Origin of the sequence: Leeuwenhoekiella marinoflava DSM 3653 (assembly GCF_900129005.1) — a bacterium.
GTDB classification, from domain to species: Bacteria; Bacteroidota; Bacteroidia; order Flavobacteriales; family Flavobacteriaceae; genus Leeuwenhoekiella; species Leeuwenhoekiella marinoflava.
In genome coordinates this window covers 235,744-252,247 of the sequence record NZ_FQUN01000003.1, presented here as the reverse complement: position 1 = coordinate 252,247, position 16,504 = coordinate 235,744, and the positions used below count along the sequence as shown (strand labels likewise).

Annotated in this window: 15 protein-coding genes; 6 read left to right on the top strand and 9 right to left on the bottom strand. The window is 36.2% G+C overall.

The features are described 5' to 3' along the window. Window positions 1-27 precede the first annotated feature (27 nt). The 3 genes from BUB91_RS01150 to BUB91_RS01140 are packed head-to-tail and all read right to left on the bottom strand — an operon-like array spanning window position 28 to window position 1,650. Complete coding sequence (locus tag BUB91_RS01150) at window positions 28-531, bottom strand: YciI family protein (RefSeq protein ID WP_073095937.1); 504 nt, start codon at window positions 529-531, stop codon at window positions 28-30. Beyond that, entirely contained in the window at window positions 516-992 is a 477-nt protein-coding gene (locus BUB91_RS01145; protein WP_073095935.1) for a CYTH domain-containing protein, read from the bottom strand. Before BUB91_RS01145 ends, BUB91_RS01150 begins: the two co-directional genes overlap by 16 nt. Then, window positions 985-1,650 carry an NAD(P)H-binding protein gene (locus BUB91_RS01140; protein ID WP_073096383.1) on the bottom strand — a complete coding sequence of 222 codons (666 nt, stop codon included), beginning with the start codon at window positions 1,648-1,650 and terminating at the stop codon, window positions 985-987. The genes BUB91_RS01145 and BUB91_RS01140 overlap by 8 nt, the downstream gene beginning before the upstream one ends. Window positions 1,651-1,785: 135 nt before the next feature. Between BUB91_RS01140 and dinB the strand changes: the two genes are divergently transcribed. Then, window positions 1,786-2,889, top strand: a complete 1,104-nt coding sequence (gene dinB / locus BUB91_RS01135; protein WP_073095933.1) for a DNA polymerase IV — start codon at window positions 1,786-1,788, stop codon at window positions 2,887-2,889. A 61-nt stretch (window positions 2,890-2,950) separates the two neighbouring features. Here the strand turns inward: dinB and pyk are convergent, their stop codons facing one another. From pyk to BUB91_RS01110, 5 genes are all read right to left on the bottom strand, one after another. Beyond that, window positions 2,951-4,387 carry a pyruvate kinase gene (pyk, locus tag BUB91_RS01130; RefSeq protein WP_073095932.1) on the bottom strand — a complete coding sequence of 479 codons (1,437 nt, stop codon included), beginning with the start codon at window positions 4,385-4,387 and terminating at the stop codon, window positions 2,951-2,953. After that, complete coding sequence (locus BUB91_RS01125) at window positions 4,387-4,875, bottom strand: IPExxxVDY family protein (protein WP_073095931.1); 489 nt, start codon at window positions 4,873-4,875, stop codon at window positions 4,387-4,389. The genes pyk and BUB91_RS01125 overlap by 1 nt, the downstream gene beginning before the upstream one ends. A gap of 94 nt (window positions 4,876-4,969) precedes the next feature. Then, the gene (gene rnc / locus BUB91_RS01120) at window positions 4,970-5,716 is read right to left on the bottom strand and encodes a ribonuclease III (RefSeq protein ID WP_073095930.1); all 747 of its coding nucleotides are present in this window, start codon (window positions 5,714-5,716) and stop codon (window positions 4,970-4,972) included. Window positions 5,717-5,722: 6 nt separating this feature from the next. Further along, window positions 5,723-6,976 (bottom strand): beta-ketoacyl-ACP synthase II, encoded by a 1,254-nt coding sequence (fabF, locus tag BUB91_RS01115; protein ID WP_073095929.1) that lies wholly within the window; start codon window positions 6,974-6,976, stop codon window positions 5,723-5,725. 19 nt (window positions 6,977-6,995) lie between these two features. Continuing rightward, window positions 6,996-7,229 (bottom strand): acyl carrier protein, encoded by a 234-nt coding sequence (locus tag BUB91_RS01110; protein ID WP_009778413.1) that lies wholly within the window; start codon window positions 7,227-7,229, stop codon window positions 6,996-6,998. A gap of 177 nt (window positions 7,230-7,406) precedes the next feature. On the opposite strand from BUB91_RS01110, the gene purN reads away from it, so the two are divergent. From purN to BUB91_RS01090, 4 genes are all read left to right on the top strand, one after another. Beyond that, complete coding sequence (gene purN, locus BUB91_RS01105; RefSeq protein WP_073095928.1) at window positions 7,407-7,976, top strand: phosphoribosylglycinamide formyltransferase; 570 nt, start codon at window positions 7,407-7,409, stop codon at window positions 7,974-7,976. Window positions 7,977-8,023: 47 nt separating this feature from the next. Beyond that, complete coding sequence (locus BUB91_RS01100; protein ID WP_073095927.1) at window positions 8,024-8,659, top strand: ribonuclease H1 domain-containing protein; 636 nt, start codon at window positions 8,024-8,026, stop codon at window positions 8,657-8,659. Between the two features lie 170 nt (window positions 8,660-8,829). Next, on the top strand, window positions 8,830-9,753 hold the full coding sequence (locus BUB91_RS01095) for a PfkB family carbohydrate kinase (protein ID WP_073095926.1): 924 nt from the start codon (window positions 8,830-8,832) through the stop codon (window positions 9,751-9,753). A gap of 53 nt (window positions 9,754-9,806) precedes the next feature. Continuing rightward, on the top strand, window positions 9,807-11,705 hold the full coding sequence (locus BUB91_RS01090; RefSeq protein WP_073095925.1) for an amidophosphoribosyltransferase: 1,899 nt from the start codon (window positions 9,807-9,809) through the stop codon (window positions 11,703-11,705). Between the two features lie 804 nt (window positions 11,706-12,509). Here BUB91_RS01090 and BUB91_RS01085 read toward each other — a convergent pair. Continuing rightward, complete coding sequence (locus BUB91_RS01085; RefSeq protein WP_073095924.1) at window positions 12,510-13,118, bottom strand: superoxide dismutase; 609 nt, start codon at window positions 13,116-13,118, stop codon at window positions 12,510-12,512. A 209-nt stretch (window positions 13,119-13,327) separates the two neighbouring features. Here BUB91_RS01085 and BUB91_RS01080 point away from each other — a divergent pair, with 209 nt between their 5' ends. Continuing rightward, window positions 13,328-16,471 carry a UvrD-helicase domain-containing protein gene (locus BUB91_RS01080; protein ID WP_073095923.1) on the top strand — a complete coding sequence of 1,048 codons (3,144 nt, stop codon included), beginning with the start codon at window positions 13,328-13,330 and terminating at the stop codon, window positions 16,469-16,471. The last annotated feature ends 33 nt before the right edge of the window (window positions 16,472-16,504 follow it).

Genomic DNA, 16,504 nt, shown 5'->3' with positions numbered 1-16,504 from the left:
ACCATCGATAGAAATATCGGTGGTTTTTTATCTTAATGGAAATCCTTTTGCTGCCCACCACGGGTGCAACTCAATCTCTAATCTGCCTGCTTGTACCATAGGATCTAGATTAGCTAGACTATCTGCCATCTTCAAGGTTGGAGTATTATAAATCGTAATACCACGTATATCCCCATCATCGCCAAAAGGCCCCGAAATATCTGCATAACCCAACTCATACATCCTACCTAAATGTTCTAAATGCAATTTCTGAAGACTGTCTGCCTCAGCTTTAGATTGGTCGCGATTAGGACCACTTTTAAGAAAAGCCATAAAATACTGCTGCATAATAACCGTATCTTTTGTTTTTTCATCTACGTAATTCATCGTGAGATAACCCGCCTCTTTGAGTTCAGCTTCAATATCTGAAATAATACTCTTTTTATTTTGTGATTCATTCCTAAGAACAGGCACTTCTTTTACAGGCTGCTCTTTACACGACACCACAATAACCAATAGGGAAAACAGCCTAAAAATTAATTTTCTTTCCATAACGTAAACGGGTTTTTACTCAGCTGTGAGTTGTAGTACCGCACGTTACCGGTTACTTCTACCCCCAGCCAATCTGGTTTTATAAAATTTTCATCTGCTGTATTCAGTTCTATTTCAGCCAAAACAAGTCCTGCATTTTCATCAAAAAATTCATCCACTTCATAGACATGCTCATCAACTTTAACCTCATATCTTATTTTTGAAATCACACCGGGCTCACACAGTTTGAGTAAGGCTTCAGCCTCCTTTTTATCGATCTTTTTCTCCCACTCAAAACGCGTTGTACCAGACTCATCAGACTTTCCTTTTATGGTAAGATATCCAGTATTTTCTCTAATTCGTATGCGCACCGAGCGCTCGGGATTACTATTAAGATATCCTTGTTTTATTTCGCTTTGCGAAAAAGCTTCAGGTTTAAAAGCTTCTGTTTTTACTAAAAATTTACGTTCTATTTCAAGCATGTTTTGCTGCAAGTTTTTTGATTACATCAGATTCTATTCTGTTTTCTGTATACCTGTTAAAGGAAAGATACTGCATTGTCGCTACTAAAGCTTCCGGTTTTATACTTTGAAATTTCTTTAAAGGTCCTATCAGAAACAAGTTAAAAATCTTAAAAGCTTGTATGGCCAGTTTTTCTGTCGTTCTTTTTTCTTCACGATCTCCTGCTAATAATGCCGGCTGCAATAAATACGTTTCCTGTAGATTTTGTTTAAGTACATCACGTTCCATTTCCCCTTTTACTTTATTGTAAAAAACACTGCTTTTAGGATTTGCGCCCAGTGCAGAAATAGCAATAAATTGCGGAATATTACTTTGCTTACACAACCGGGCAGCACTTACAGGAATCCCGTAATCTATTTGTTTATACGTTTCTTTATCACTCGTTTTAGACTGAGTCGTCCCAATACAACAGAAAACAATATCGCCTTGAAATAGAGACCCTTGTTTTTCTAAATCAAGAACATCTACAACATGCTCTTCTAATTTAGGATGCGCTATACCCGATTTCCTACGGTGAAAGCTGATGAGTTTGTCATATCTAGAATCTGCTAAAATTGTTTGTGCAAGAAGGTTACCGGTTAGTCCTGTAATACCCAATATAATTGCTGTTTTGCTCATTTTAATTATTTTTCGGTAATGAATATTGAAGTATTCTGAAAGTTCTTCTAAATCATTTACCAAGCCAATTTACAATTTTGTCCGTTTAAAAATAGAGCTGAGCGCAAAGCGCTATGATGTATTTTTGTAAGTGCTATGGAAGAAGAACCTAAATCCAGAAAGATTATTCACGTTGATATGGATGCATTTTATGCGTCTGTAGAACAGCTAGACAATCCAGAGCTGAGAGGAAAACCTGTAGCTGTAGGTGGTGGTTCTGAACGTGGGGTGGTAAGCGCAGCGAGTTATGAAGCTCGTAAATATGGCGTGCGTAGTGCAATGGCAGGGGGTCTGGCGCGCAGACTGTGCCCAGAACTCATTTTTGTAAAAACCCATTTTGATCGATATCGAGAGATAAGTGCTCAGATTAGGCAGATATTTTATGAATATACAGATCTGGTAGAACCCCTTTCTCTTGATGAAGCCTATCTGGACGTTAGTGACAATAAAAAAGGAAATCCTAGTGCCTCGCTCATTGCAAAAGAAATACGCGCTAAGATCAAAGAAAAAACGGGTCTAAATGCTTCTGCAGGGATTTCAGTCAATAAGTTTATTGCAAAAATTGCCAGTGATATAAATAAACCTAATGGTCAAAAAACCATTGGTCCAGAAGATGTCATTCCTTTTCTCGAAGCATTAGATATCAGAAAATTTTATGGCGTAGGTAAAGTCACTGCCGAAAAAATGTATCAAATCGGAATTTTCACAGGCAATGATCTTAAAACTAAATCGCTGGAATTTTTAGAGGAAAAATTCGGTAAGAGCGGAAAGCATTATTATAACGTGGTACGCGGTATTCATAACAGCCCTGTAAAACCAGATCGAATTAGAAAATCTCTAGGAGCAGAGCGAACATTTAACGAAAATATTTCTTCTGAAGTTTTTATGTTGGAGCGTCTGGAGAATATTGCCGAAGAGATTGAACGCCGCTTAAAAAAGTCTAATGTTGCGGGTAAAACAGTAACTTTAAAAATCAAGTATAGCGACTTCACACTAAAAACCCGAAGCAAAACACTCTCCTACTACATCAGGTCTAAAGAAGTTATTCTTGAAACTGCAAAAGAGCTGCTCTATCAAGAAAAAATGGAAAATAGCGTACGCCTTCTTGGTATCACATTAGCCAATCTCAACACAGAGGATAAAAAAGAAAGAGTAACCGATAAGAAAGAAATCGTTGTTCAGTTAAAATTTGAATTTTAAACACAAAAAAGCCCTTTTCAATTGAAAGGGCTTTGCTATTTATAAGGAAGAAATCTTAAAATTAATTCCCTTGTATTTCACGAACGCGAAGCGTGTTAACCATTCCTTTTTCGGTAATAGGCATCGCTGCAAGGCTAATTACCATATCACCAATATTTAGGTACCCACTATCGCGAGCGATTCGGTTTATATCTCGTACAGTTTCATCTGTAGAAACAAACTTATCGTAATAGAACGCTTTTACACCCCAAAGTAAGTTAAGCTGACTTAAAATAATTCGGTTTGAAGTAAACACTAAAATATGTGAATTAGGTCTCCAAGCTGAAATTTGAAAAGCAGTATACCCGCTATTAGTAAGTGTTGTAATCGCTTTTGCATCAATCTCGTTCGCCATAAGCGCCGCGTGATAACAAATTGCTTTTGTTATGTAACGCTTTGTACGAATATGCGGAGGCGTGTGTGGTACTTTGATCAATTCTGAATCTTCAACTTTTGAAAGAATTGAAGCCATACGCTCAATTACCTGTACCGGATATTTACCTACTGAAGTTTCACCACTCAACATTACTGCATCTGCACCATCCATAACAGAATTTGCAACGTCATTCACCTCAGCACGAGTTGGAGTTAAACTATCTATCATAGTCTCCATCATCTGCGTTGCAATAATTACAGGGATACGTGCTTTTTTAGCAGCAAGTACTAATTGCTTTTGAATAAGCGGTACTTCTTCTGCAGGAATCTCAACACCTAGATCTCCACGAGCTACCATTAAACCGTCACTATACGCAACAATCTTATCGATATTTTTTACTGCTTCTGGCTTCTCTATTTTAGAAATAATAGGAATCTTATACTCAGAATGCTCTTTTATTAAGTCTTGAAGTTGAATTAAATCTCCTTCGTGACGCACAAAAGAAAGTGCTAACCAATCTACTTTTTGGCTTATTGCAAAAATCGCATCTTCGATATCTTTTTCTGTAAGTGCCGGAAGTGAAATGTTTGTGTTAGGAAGGTTAACTCCTTTTCTAGACTTTAAAGGTCCACCTTGAATCACTACAGTTTCAACTTCGCTTTCATTATCGGTCTTTAGAACCTCAAACATCAATTTACCATCATCCAAAAGAATACGTTCCCCTTTATTTACATCTCGAGGAAAATGCTGGTAATTCATATAAACACGTTCTTTTGTGCCTTCAAATTCCTCTTTAGTTGAGAATATAATTTTATCTCCAGGATTAACGACTACTTCATCTTTCATGATCCCTACTCGCAATTTAGGACCTTGTAAATCTGCTAGTATTGCTGTATTGTATCCAAATTCTTCGCTAAGGCTTCGTATCATTTGGATACGTTCTTTTACTGCATCATAATCTGCATGCGAAAAGTTGATTCTAAATACATCTACACCGGCCTTAATCATATCATGAAGTACTTCCTTCTTGCTGGTTGCAGGTCCTAGTGTAGCAACAATCTTAGTTTTCTTAGTGTTTGACATTATTCAAAAATTAAATTTTGTTTAGACTTTAAGGAGCTTACCTCTACGTTGTAAGCTGTAATTATTTGTGGTATTTGGTTTAGTTGTGCTAAAAGTGCTAACCGTGGTATTTTACTAGTATCACTTTCTATTTTAAGTAAATAATCTGCATTTTTAACTTCAGGGACTAAGTTAAGTATTTTGTAATGTTCTGAATCAGATTCTGTAAACAGGTCGCTGTTTACTACCTGCTTAGCATACTTCAACTTATACTTATTTGATATCAATGTATAGCTCTGATAATTTTTCTGATCGTCAAAACGCATAGCAGCAAAGCTATACTTGTCATTTTTTACAAAAAAATCTACATCCTCAGAACTTTTCAACCTCAGACCGGCATATTTGTTAATCAAAAAAGCCATACGATACTCTTCTAAAGAACAGTGTATTGCAATGACCGAAAAGTCAAAATCAAAAACATCATCCAGTAAAAGCTTTAGAGCAGCCATATTCTTAAATAGGCGTTAAATATAATCAAACTCTGAGAGATATTCTCAGCATTTAGCTTTATCTAAATGTAAATATGACTATACCTAAATCATTTTAGTTAAAGCGGTGTACATCTATTTTATCTTGAAACACATAGTACGCCCGCTTAGCTGCTTTTTCTTCTGCCTTTTTCTTTGAAGTTGATCGCGCCTTTGCTATTTGCTTGTCATCTATGGATAGTCTTACCGAAAAATGACGCACTACATCCTGACCAGAATCTTCATAAGTATTGAAATCAAATGTCCTTTTTTCTTTTTGGCACCATTCTATCAAAAGACTTTTATAGCTTATCACACGTCCTTCAAGCTTTTCGATATCTACATAAGGATCTATAACCCGTTTATTAATAAACTTTCGGGCGTATCCATAGCCTCTGTCTTGATAAATAGCTCCCACAAGAGCCTCAAAAAGATTACCGTGAATGTTAACTCCAAAATTTTCTTTAGGAATAGCCGACTTCACCAAACTGAGTAAACCCAGATCTCTTCCCAACTCATTAAGATGTTCACGACTAACTACTTTAGAGCGCATTTTTGTAAGATAACCTTCATCGCCTTTGCCTACTTCATCAAATAAATGTGCCGCGATAACCGCACCCAGCATAGCATCTCCTAAAAACTCCAGACGCTCGTAATTAAAAGCGTGTCCCTTTTTATTCTGAAGTGCCATAGATCTATGTGTAAAGGCCTCTTCATAATGCTGAATATTCCTAGGCTTAAATCCTATTATTCTCTGAATGGTGACAAAAAAATTCCCGTCCTTGACAGAACGGGAAGTAAATATGTTGCGAATCACACTCATATGTGATTATTCGCTATACTTTTTAAATAAGACGCAAGCATTGTGACCTCCAAAACCAAAGGTATTGCTCATCGCCACCTTAACCTCACGTTTTTGTGCTTTATTTAAAGTGAGGTTTAAAGAACCATCTATATTTTCATCAACAGTGGTATGATTTATAGTAGGAGGCACTAAACTATTCTCCATAGCTAAAATTGAAGCAATTGCTTCAATAGCTCCTGCAGCACCTAGTAAGTGTCCTGTCATAGACTTTGTTGAATTGATATTGATATTCTTAGCATGCTCACCAAAAACTTTGGTAATTGCTTTAAGTTCGGCCACATCTCCTAATGGAGTTGAAGTCCCGTGGGTATTTATCGCATCTACTTCTTCTGGTTTGATGTTAGCATCACGTAAGCAGTTAAGCATAACGCGCTCTACACCTATACCTTCAGGGTGTGGTGCTGTCATATGATAAGCATCACTAGACATTCCACCTCCTACAACTTCGGCATATATTTTAGCTCCACGTGTTTTAGCGTGCTCATATTCTTCAAGAATAAGAGCTCCCGCACCTTCACCTAAAACAAAACCATCTCTTGTAGAATCAAACGGTCTTGAAGCTGTTTCTGGACTTTCATTACGTGTAGATAAGGCATGCATTGCATTAAAACCTCCCATACCCGCTTTTGTCACCGCAGCTTCACTACCACCAGTTACAATAATATCACAATGTCCTAAACGTATATAATTTAAGGCATCTATCATTGCATTAGCAGATGATGCACAAGCAGAAACCGTTGTATAATTAGGCCCCATAAAACCATGTTTGATTGAGATATTACCTGGGGCGATATCTGCAATCATCTTTGGAATAAAAAATGGGTTGAACCTTGGAGTTCCGTCTCCTTCGGCGAAATTAATAACCTCGTCCTGAAAGGTTTCTAAACCGCCTATACCAGCTCCCCAAATAACACCTACTCTAAATTTATCAACAACATCGAGATCTATTCCCGCATCTTTGATAGCTTGATCAGAAGACACAAGCGCATACTGCGCAAAACGGTCTAATTTACGAGCTTCTTTGCGGTCAAAATAATCTAATGCATTGAAGTTTTTGAGCTCACAAGCGAATTTGGTTTTAAACTTTTCTGCGTCAAAATACGTAATAGGGGCACAGCCACTCTTACCTGTGCTCAATCCTTCCCAATACTCTTCAATATTGTTCCCGATTGGCGTTAGCGCACCAAGACCTGTTACAACGACTCGCTTTAACTCCATAAGGTAATTTGCTTTCTTCTTACTTTGCTTCTTCTATATAGGAAATAGCTTGACCTACAGTAGCTATATTTTCTGCCTGGTCGTCTGGAATCTGAATATCAAATTCTTTTTCAAACTCCATAATAAGCTCAACTGTATCTAACGAGTCTGCTCCTAGGTCGTTTGTGAAGCTAGCTTCTGCAACAACCTCGTTCTCATCAACGCCAAGTTTATCTACGATGATGGCTTTTACTCTTGATGCAATGTCTGACATAATATTTAATTTTAAATTTTAATTAGGAGGCAAAAATAGCAAACTTTACCGTTTTACCACATTACCTGTCTAAAATGTATCGTTAATTTAAACATTTCCTTTTTAAGATTCAACGTAAAGTGCTTATTTAAACGAATAATAATCCGTTGTTTTACACCTTCGCAACACATATAATATATGAAAAGAATAGTAATTTTTGCTTCAGGGAGCGGTACTAATGCGCAGCGTATCACAGAATTTTTTAAAAATAGAGATGATGCGCAAGTTATTCAAATTTTAAGCAATAAAAACACCGCAAAAGTACTAGACCGTGCAAATAAACTTAAAGTAAGCGCTTTTAGTTTTAACCGTACAGCATTTTACGACACTACTCAAGTTTTAGATTTAATAAAACAAACACAGCCAGACCTTATTGTATTAGCAGGCTTTTTATGGTTGTTTCCTAAAAATATAATAGAAGCATTTTCCGGCAAAATAATTAATATTCATCCGGCTTTACTCCCGGCTTATGGTGGTAAAGGTATGTACGGCGAGCGCGTACACAAAGCGGTTGTTGAAGCAGGTGAAAAAGAGTCAGGCATCACCATTCACGAGGTTACTGCCGAGTATGATAAAGGCGCTATACTCTTTCAGGCCAAAACGCAACTTGAAGAAGGAGAGACCGCAGAAAGTCTTGCAGCAAAAATTCATGAATTAGAATACAAGCATTTTCCGCAAGTGATTGCTGAAATTCTAGAGAAACAGTAAATCACTATTAAGATTTCCGCCTACGCGGAAATGAAAACCCATTTTCTATGGCTAAAAAGGAAAAATTTTACGTGGTTTGGCAAGGTAAAAAGCCCGGTATTTACACTTCCTGGAAAGAATGCAAAGCAATGATTGATGGTTTTGCGGGAGCACAATACAAATCTTTTCTTTCATTTGCTGAAGCTAAAACAGCTTATAATAAAGACTTCAAAGATGTAAAAGGAAGTTCTAAGAAAAAGAAAGTCCTTTCTGCTGAAGAAAAACGCAACTATGGTGATCCTAATTTATATTCCATAGCGGTTGATGCTGCAAGCTCTGGCAATCCCGGGATTATGGAATATCGCGGAGTAGATACCCAGACCTCCAAACAGCTCTTTCATCAAGGTCCTTTTAAACAAGGCACCAATAATATAGGGGAGTTCTTAGCACTTGTGCACGGTTTAGCTTTTCTTAAAAAGAATAATAGCGATCGCATCATTTATTCTGACTCGCGTATTGCCATTGGTTGGGTCAAAAAGAAGAAGTGCAATACCAAACTCAAAGAGAATTCTAAGAATAAAGATGTTTATGAATTGGTAAGACGTGCAGAAAATTGGTTGAAAACCAATACTTATAAGACGGTAATCGTAAAATGGGAAACGAAAGCTTGGGGTGAAATTCCTGCAGATTTTGGCAGAAAATAATTCATTTATAAAAAAGGCTTTATGTTTTTAGTTTACCTGTTAGCATAATCGCAACCAACTTCTTTTCGGCTTAATTTCAAATTGCGCTTCATAAGTAAGTTTAGAAACAGTCTTACGACCATTGTTTAAAATTGCGTTATCAAAACTGTATATTTGCTTAAAATTTTTGAATGCAAAAACTGGTAATTGTAGGCACATGTGCCTTTGATGAAATTGAATCTCCTTTTGGTAAAACAGGAAAAATTTTAGGTGGCGCCGGTACCTTTATAGGTCTTGCCGCTTCAAATTTTGACGTTGATCAGGCAATTGTATCTGTTGTAGGATCAGATTTTCCGCAAGAATATATAGACTTACTCAAAAACAAAGGCATCAATATGGAAGGCCTTGAGGTGGTTGAAGATGGTAAAACTTTTTTCTGGAAAGGACGCTACCACAACGACCTTAATTCACGAGACACTTTAATCACAGAATTAAATACACTAGCAGACTTTAACCCTGTAGTTCCTGAAGATTATAAGGACGCAGAGATTGTTATGTTAGGGAATTTGCATCCACTGGTACAACTTTCTGTATTAGATCAGATGAATAAAAAGCCAAAACTTGCTATTCTAGACACGATGAATTTCTGGATAGACAGTGCTCTTGAAGATCTTAAAAAAGTTATTGCTCGCGTAGATGTTATTACTATTAATGACGAAGAAGCTCGCCAACTAAGTGGTGAATACTCTCTTGTTATCGCCGCAAAGAAAATTTCTGAGATGGGACCACGCTTTGTCGTTATCAAAAAAGGAGAGCACGGTGCTTTATTATTTGAAGATGATAATATCTTCTTTGCTCCCGCGCTTCCGCTTGAAGAAGTTTTTGATCCTACCGGAGCCGGTGATACATTTGCCGGTGGCTTTGCTGGTTATCTAGCAAGCAGCGGAGATGTTTCCTTTGAAAATATGAAAAGGGCAATCATACAGGGTTCTAATTTAGCTTCCTTCTGCGTAGAAAAATTTGGAACGGAGCGTATGCAAAATTTAAAACCTGACGAAATAGAAAAGCGCTTACTGAGATTTAAAGCTTTAACGCAATTTAATTTAGACCTATAAAACAACGCGCGCCCTCTTCTTAACAGAAGGGGGCGCAAACATTAGAACAAGCTATGAGTGATGCAATTAAGCATGAATGTGGAATTTCGGTAATACGACTTTTGAAACCTCTGGAGTATTATAAAGAAAAATACGGCAGTGCATTTTATGGTGTAAACAAGATGTATTTAATGATGGAAAAACAGCACAACCGTGGTCAAGATGGCGCAGGTTTTGCCAGTATTAAATTAGATATGGCCCCAGGAGAGCGCTATATCAGTAGACAGCGATCTATTGCCCAGCAACCTATTCAAGATATTTTTGCGCAAATAAATTCTCGCATTAATCAAACATTATTAGAGCATCCGGAATATGCAGATGATGTGGCACTACAAAAAAAATACGTGCCTTATATAGGTGAGTTACTTCTTGGTCACGTGCGCTATGGTACTTTTGGAAAAAACAGTGTTGAGAGTGTTCACCCGTTTTTAAGACAAAACAACTGGATGCACCGTAATCTTATTGTCGCTGGTAACTTCAACATGACCAACGTATTTAAGCTTTTTGATAAGCTTGTAGAGTTAGGTCAGCATCCTAAAGAAAAAGCTGACACCATTACTGTGATGGAAAAAATAGGTCACTTCCTGGATGATGCAGTGGCTAAGGTTTATAAAAAATTAAAAAAAGAAGGCTTTTCTAAATTTGAGGCTTCACCTCAAATTGCAGAACGTCTTAACATTGCAAAAATTCTAAAGAAGGCTTCTAAAGACTGGGATGGCGGCTATGCTATGGCTGGCTTATTAGGTCACGGAGATTCTTTTGTTCTACGCGATCCTTCAGGAATAAGACCAGCTTATTATTATAAAGATGATGAAGTTGTAGTTATTGCCAGTGAGCGCCCTGTTATTCAAACCGTTTTTAATGCAAATTTTGAAGATGTTCATGAGTTAGACCCAGGTCATGCAATGATCATCAAAAAAAGTGGTGCAACTTCAATCGAGAAAATTCAAGAACCTCTAGAGCGTAAAGCATGTTCTTTTGAGCGTATTTATTTCTCAAGAGGAAGCGATGCCGAAATATATCAAGAGCGTAAAGAACTTGGACGCTTATTAATGCCTGAAGTTTTAAAGCATATTCAGCACGATACTCAAAATACTGTTTTCAGCTATATTCCTAATACTGCCGAAACATCCTTTTACGGTATGGTTGAAGCTGCACAGGCAGAACTAGACAAGCAAAAAGCAGACGAAATTTTAAAACGCAGAAACGAGCTTGATAAAGAAGGACTTGAAGATATTCTTTCAAAAAAATTACGCACCGAAAAGATCGCTATTAAAGATGTAAAATTACGCACCTTCATTACCGAAGACAGCAGTAGAGATGACCTCGTAGCTCACGTTTATGATGTGACTTATGGTGTTGTTAAAGAATCTGACAATCTGGTAATTATTGATGATAGTATCGTACGCGGCACAACACTCAAAAAGAGCATCATTAAAATGCTGTCTCGATTGAACCCTAAAAAGATTGTTGTAGTTTCTTCTGCACCGCAAATACGCTATCCAGATTGTTACGGTATAGACATGGCTAAGCTTCAGGATTTTATTGCATTTAGAGCTGCTATAGACCTTTTAAAAGAGCAAAACAAAGAAGACATAATAGATAAGGTTTATCAAAAATGCTTAAGTCAGGTAGAGTTTGAAGATACACAAGTAATAAACTATGTAAAAGAGATTTACGAGCCTTTTACTGACGAAGAAGTTTCAAATAAAATTGCAGATCTTCTTAAAGATGAAACCACTAAACCAGAGGTAAGTGTGATCTATCAGAAAGTAGATGATCTACACAAAGCGTGTCCTAAAAACCTAGGAGACTGGTACTTTACAGGAGACTATCCTACCGCAGGTGGAAATCGTGTTGTAAACCGTGCTTTTATCAATTATGTAGAGGGAAATTTGAAAAGAGCGTATTAAAACAACTCTTTAACCAATAATTAAGCACTTAATCTAAAAGATTTGGTTCTAGATTAGAACATATACTACCTTAGTAACTGCCATAACACAAGTAGGTTAAGTTCATGGTAGATTTGGGGCAAAAAAGGTGGATTTATTCCACCTTTTTTATTTGTCCAAATCTCAGGGGTGGTGAGCTATCTAATACTGAATACGCTCATTTAGAATCTTATAAAGAAATCCTTAACAAAACATAATACTCCAAGTGAGCCGTCTTAACCTTACTTGTACTATTCCACCTTTTTTATTTGTCCAAATCTCAGGGGTGGTGAGCTATCTAATACTGAATACGCTCATTTAGAATCTTATAAAGAAATCCTTAACAAAACATAATACTCCAAGTGAGCCGTCTTAACCTTACTTGTACTATTCCACCTTTTTTATTTGTCCAAATCTCAGGGGTGGCGAGCTATCTAATACTGGATATGCTCATTTAGAATCTTATAAAGAAGAAATCCTTAACAGAACATAATACTCCAAGTGAGCTGTCTTAACCTTACTTGTACTATTCCACCTTTTTTATTTCTCCAAATCTCAGGGGTGGCGAGCTATCTAATACTGAATACGCTCATTTAGAATCTTATAAAGAAATCCTTAACAGAACATAATACTCCAAGTGAGCCGTCTTAACCTTACTTGTATTATTCCACCTTTTTTTTATTTGTTCTAACCTAGAGGAGGAGGGCTAATAAACACAGTTCCCGAAATAACAAAACATAAAAAAGCCCGGCAAAACCGAGCTTTAACTACTTTAAAAAAGTTTTCTTATTTGTTCTGAGCATATCTGCTAGAAACTTCTTGCCAGTTGATCACATTAAAAAATGCATCAATATATTCTGGACGTTTGTTTTGATACTTTAAGTAATAAGCATGTTCCCATACATCAATACCTAAAATTGGAGTTCCACCGCAACCTACTTCTGGCATAAGTGGGTTATCTTGATTAGGAGTAGAACAAACTTCTACTTTACCACCTTCATGAACACATAACCAAGCCCAACCTGAACCAAACTGAGTTCCTGCAGCACTGCTAAATTTATCTTTAAACGCTTCAAATGACCCAAAAGCAACGTTGATAGCTTCTGCTAATTCGCCAGTTGGCTCACCACCACCGTCAGGAGACATTATTTCCCAGAATAAACTGTGATTATAAAAACCACCACCATTATTACGAACAGCTTTGTTAGACATATCAAGATTGATTAATATATTCTCGATAGTCTTTCCTTCTAAATCTGTTCCTTCAATAGCAGCGTTCAATTTACTGGTATAACCTGCGTGATGCTTATCATGGTGAATTTCCATAGTTTGAGCATCAATATTTGGTTCTAATGCATCTTTCGCGTATTTTAATTTCGGAAGTTGAAATGACATTTTTATTTAATTTTTTTGTTAATAGAATAGTTGATAGTCAAAGATAGTGTTTCATAAGCCTTATTTAAAAGATGCTGTGTTATAATACTCTTAAGGTTTAACCTATTAGCAAATAATCTTTAAAATTCGCAGAAATTAATCTCAAAATAAAAGCACATCTCTACAATTAGCCTGCAAGCTTCCACACGGTAATTTATTATCTTGAACCCATGCAAAATCATCCTTCAATTTCTATATACAATGCCTCTGCCGGGGCGGGTAAAACCTTTGCTCTTGTAAAGAATTATCTCTGCATCTTATTTAAAAGTAATAACGAATTTAAATACCGTCGTATTCTCGCCATCACTTTTACAAACAAGGCTGTTGCAGAGATGAAAATGCGTATCGTAAAAAACCTTCAAGAGTTTTCAGAAGAAAACATTTTTGAAGAACCAAGCCCTATGCTTCTCACAATAGAAGAAGAAACAGAACTCAGCAGGGAGGAAATCCATCTAAAATCAAAACGCTTACTTAAAAACATTATTCAGGATTTTGCCTCTTTTGATGTGGTTACCATAGATAATTTTACCCATCGCATCATACGCACGTTTGCTCACGACCTTAAAATCCCTCAAAACTTTGAAGTCGAACTCAACACTCAGGATGTTTTAGAACAAGCCGTAGATAATTTGATTGATAAAGCAGGAAGAGATCCGCTTGTTACACAAGTCTTACTGGATTATGCATTTGAAAAAATTGATGACGATAAAAGTTGGGATATTTCACTCGATTTTTATGAAATAAGCAGATTACTCCTCAGTGAAAATGACCGCGAGTTTTTAAAGAGAATAAACGGCAAATCTTTAGAGGACTTTGCAGAACTTAAAAAGCATTTAAAAGCTTCTAATAAAAAACTTGATGTTCAGATTAAAGAATCTGCTAAATCCTTATTAGATTTTTTCAGTATAAATGGTCTTGAAGAAGCTCATTTTAAAGGAAAATACCTTCCTAAGGCAGTAACCAAATTTTCGGAAGGAATTTTTGCCCTGAATACTTCGTCCGGTTGGGTAATGAATTTGGGCGAAGAGCCTATGTACACCAAAACTCAGAAAGACATCATAAAACAAACTTTAGATCAGATCGCTCCTGAAATCACCACTAGATTCAACACTATAAAATCTGATATTTTTCAATTGAAATTTCAGGAGGAACTTTATAAAAAACTAACTCCGCTTTCTGTTTTACAAGCCATTCAAAAAGAAGTGAACATCCTAAAATCTGAAAACAATCTAGTCTTGATTTCAGATTTTAATGAACTTATTCATAAAAATATTGCTAATCAACCTACACCTTTTATATACGAACGATTGGGCGAACGCTACGAGAATTACTTTATTGATGAATTTCAAGATACTTCTGTCTTGCAATGGAATAATCTTGTTCCATTAATTGACAATGCAGTAAGCACCAATCAGCCCGAAAGTCTTGCGAACAGCTTAATGCTTGTTGGTGATCCTAAACAGGCGATATACAGGTGGCGCGGTGGTGATGCCGGGCAGTTTATAAGTTTATCAAAAGACGAAGTGAACCCTTTTCAAAACAGAGATAAAAAAACCATAGACCTTCCTTTTAATTACAGAAGCTATGATCAGATCATTCATTTTAATAATTCTTTTTTTACTGAAATCGCATCTGTTTTTGCTTACGACGAGTATAAAAATATTTATACTTCCGGCAATGCTCAACAGGTAAATTCCAAAACAGGGGGTTATGTTTCCATTTCATTTGTAGACGCCGACACGAATACAGATGCTGAACCATTATACCTGGATGAAGTCATAGACTCAATAAAATCTTGTCAGGAAAATGGATTTCAACTCCACGAACTTTGTATTCTCGTTAGAAGAAATGCCGAAGGTGTCTCGATCGCACAACGGTTACAGGAAGAAAAAATACCCGTTATATCTAGCGAAAGTTTACTTCTTAAACAGTCTCCTCAGGTTCAATTTATAATCAATTTATTGCATTTTACTCTGGAACCAGATTCTAATGCAATCAGCATCAAGCTGCTTGAATATCTGGCAAAATTTCATTTAAAAATCGAAGACAAACATGAATTTTATAAATATAATTTAAAATACTCCGGAGCTGCTTTATTCAACAACTTATTGGAAGATTCTGATGGTTTTAATTTTAACTTATGCTCTTCCTTACCTATTTATGAAGCTGTAGAATATATAATACGCAGCTTTAATTTGAATCAAAAAGGCGGATCATACCTACAATTTTTCTTAGATGCTATTTATGATTTCTCACAAAAAAATTACGGAGGCATTCCCGAATTTATAATCTGGTGGGAACGCAAAAAAGATAAATTGAGTATTAGTACACCACCCGCTTCTGAAGCTGTACAGATCATGACTATACACAAGGCCAAAGGACTGGAATTTCCGGTAGTGATTTATCCTTTTGCACATACAGATCTTTATCCTTTAAAAGCTGATTCTTACAATTGGTATTTACCAGAAGAAAATGAATTTTTGGGTTTTGAAGCATTGCTATTGGGTCAAAAAAGTGAATTGCTAGATTATAATGAGCAGACTTCCGTTTTATATCATCAAAAAAGAATTCAACAACAACTTGATCATATTAATGTATTATATGTAGCTCTCACCAGAAGTGTTGAGCAATTATACATTATTAGTAAAACCAGTAAATTTAGAGGAGAACCCAAAAACTTTTCTGACTTGCTTAGGCTTTATCTTGAAAGTCAAAATCTATTTAATACAGATCAAAATAAGTATTCGTTTGGTAAGCAACAGCGTATTTCTCATGCCGAAGCGTTAGTAAACAATTCAAATGATTTGACACTTATAAGCACAGCTAAGGAAGCTCATGATCTTGTATTTGTCACACAAGCTGAAGCTTTATGGGATACCGAACGCCTAGAAGCCATAAGTTTTGGTAATATCATTCACGAATTGATGGCAGGTATTAAAACTGAAAGCGATATAAATTCTGCTCTAAAAAAGGCCGTCACTAAAGGAATGATTACAAATGATCAACTTACTCCCTTAGAAACAAAACTCAGAGAACTAATTTTGGACTTACAAAAACACGGATTTTTCAATCCTCAACATCAAATTCTTAATGAGCGGGCTATTCATGTTTCCGGCAATACACTCAGACCAGATCGAGTAGAAATTAATACAATGAATCAACTTTGGTTATTAGATTATAAGACAGGAGACCCTCAAAAAGATCACAATAATCAGCTCAAAAATTACGAGAATGTATTACTTAAAATGAATTATCAAGTAGTAAAAAAGGCTATAATCTATCTAAATTCTTCTAAACCCGTATACATTCTTTAACATTTTATAAATAATTAAAAATCTTAAAATATT

Coding starts and splice junctions, on each gene's coding strand:
- BUB91_RS01150 (WP_073095937.1), bottom strand. CDS start 531: ATGGAAAGAAAATTAATTTTTAGGCTGTTTTCCCTATTGGTTATTGTG.
- BUB91_RS01145 (WP_073095935.1), bottom strand. CDS start 992: ATGCTTGAAATAGAACGTAAATTTTTAGTAAAAACAGAAGCTTTTAAA.
- BUB91_RS01140 (WP_073096383.1), bottom strand. CDS start 1,650: ATGAGCAAAACAGCAATTATATTGGGTATTACAGGACTAACCGGTAAC.
- dinB (WP_073095933.1), top strand. CDS start 1,786: ATGGAAGAAGAACCTAAATCCAGAAAGATTATTCACGTTGATATGGAT.
- pyk (WP_073095932.1), bottom strand. CDS start 4,387: ATGTCAAACACTAAGAAAACTAAGATTGTTGCTACACTAGGACCTGCA.
- BUB91_RS01125 (WP_073095931.1), bottom strand. CDS start 4,875: ATGGCTGCTCTAAAGCTTTTACTGGATGATGTTTTTGATTTTGACTTT.
- rnc (WP_073095930.1), bottom strand. CDS start 5,716: ATGAGTGTGATTCGCAACATATTTACTTCCCGTTCTGTCAAGGACGGG.
- fabF (WP_073095929.1), bottom strand. CDS start 6,976: ATGGAGTTAAAGCGAGTCGTTGTAACAGGTCTTGGTGCGCTAACGCCA.
- BUB91_RS01110 (WP_009778413.1), bottom strand. CDS start 7,229: ATGTCAGACATTGCATCAAGAGTAAAAGCCATCATCGTAGATAAACTT.
- purN (WP_073095928.1), top strand. CDS start 7,407: ATGAAAAGAATAGTAATTTTTGCTTCAGGGAGCGGTACTAATGCGCAG.
- BUB91_RS01100 (WP_073095927.1), top strand. CDS start 8,024: ATGGCTAAAAAGGAAAAATTTTACGTGGTTTGGCAAGGTAAAAAGCCC.
- BUB91_RS01095 (WP_073095926.1), top strand. CDS start 8,830: ATGCAAAAACTGGTAATTGTAGGCACATGTGCCTTTGATGAAATTGAA.
- BUB91_RS01090 (WP_073095925.1), top strand. CDS start 9,807: ATGAGTGATGCAATTAAGCATGAATGTGGAATTTCGGTAATACGACTT.
- BUB91_RS01085 (WP_073095924.1), bottom strand. CDS start 13,118: ATGTCATTTCAACTTCCGAAATTAAAATACGCGAAAGATGCATTAGAA.
- BUB91_RS01080 (WP_073095923.1), top strand. CDS start 13,328: ATGCAAAATCATCCTTCAATTTCTATATACAATGCCTCTGCCGGGGCG.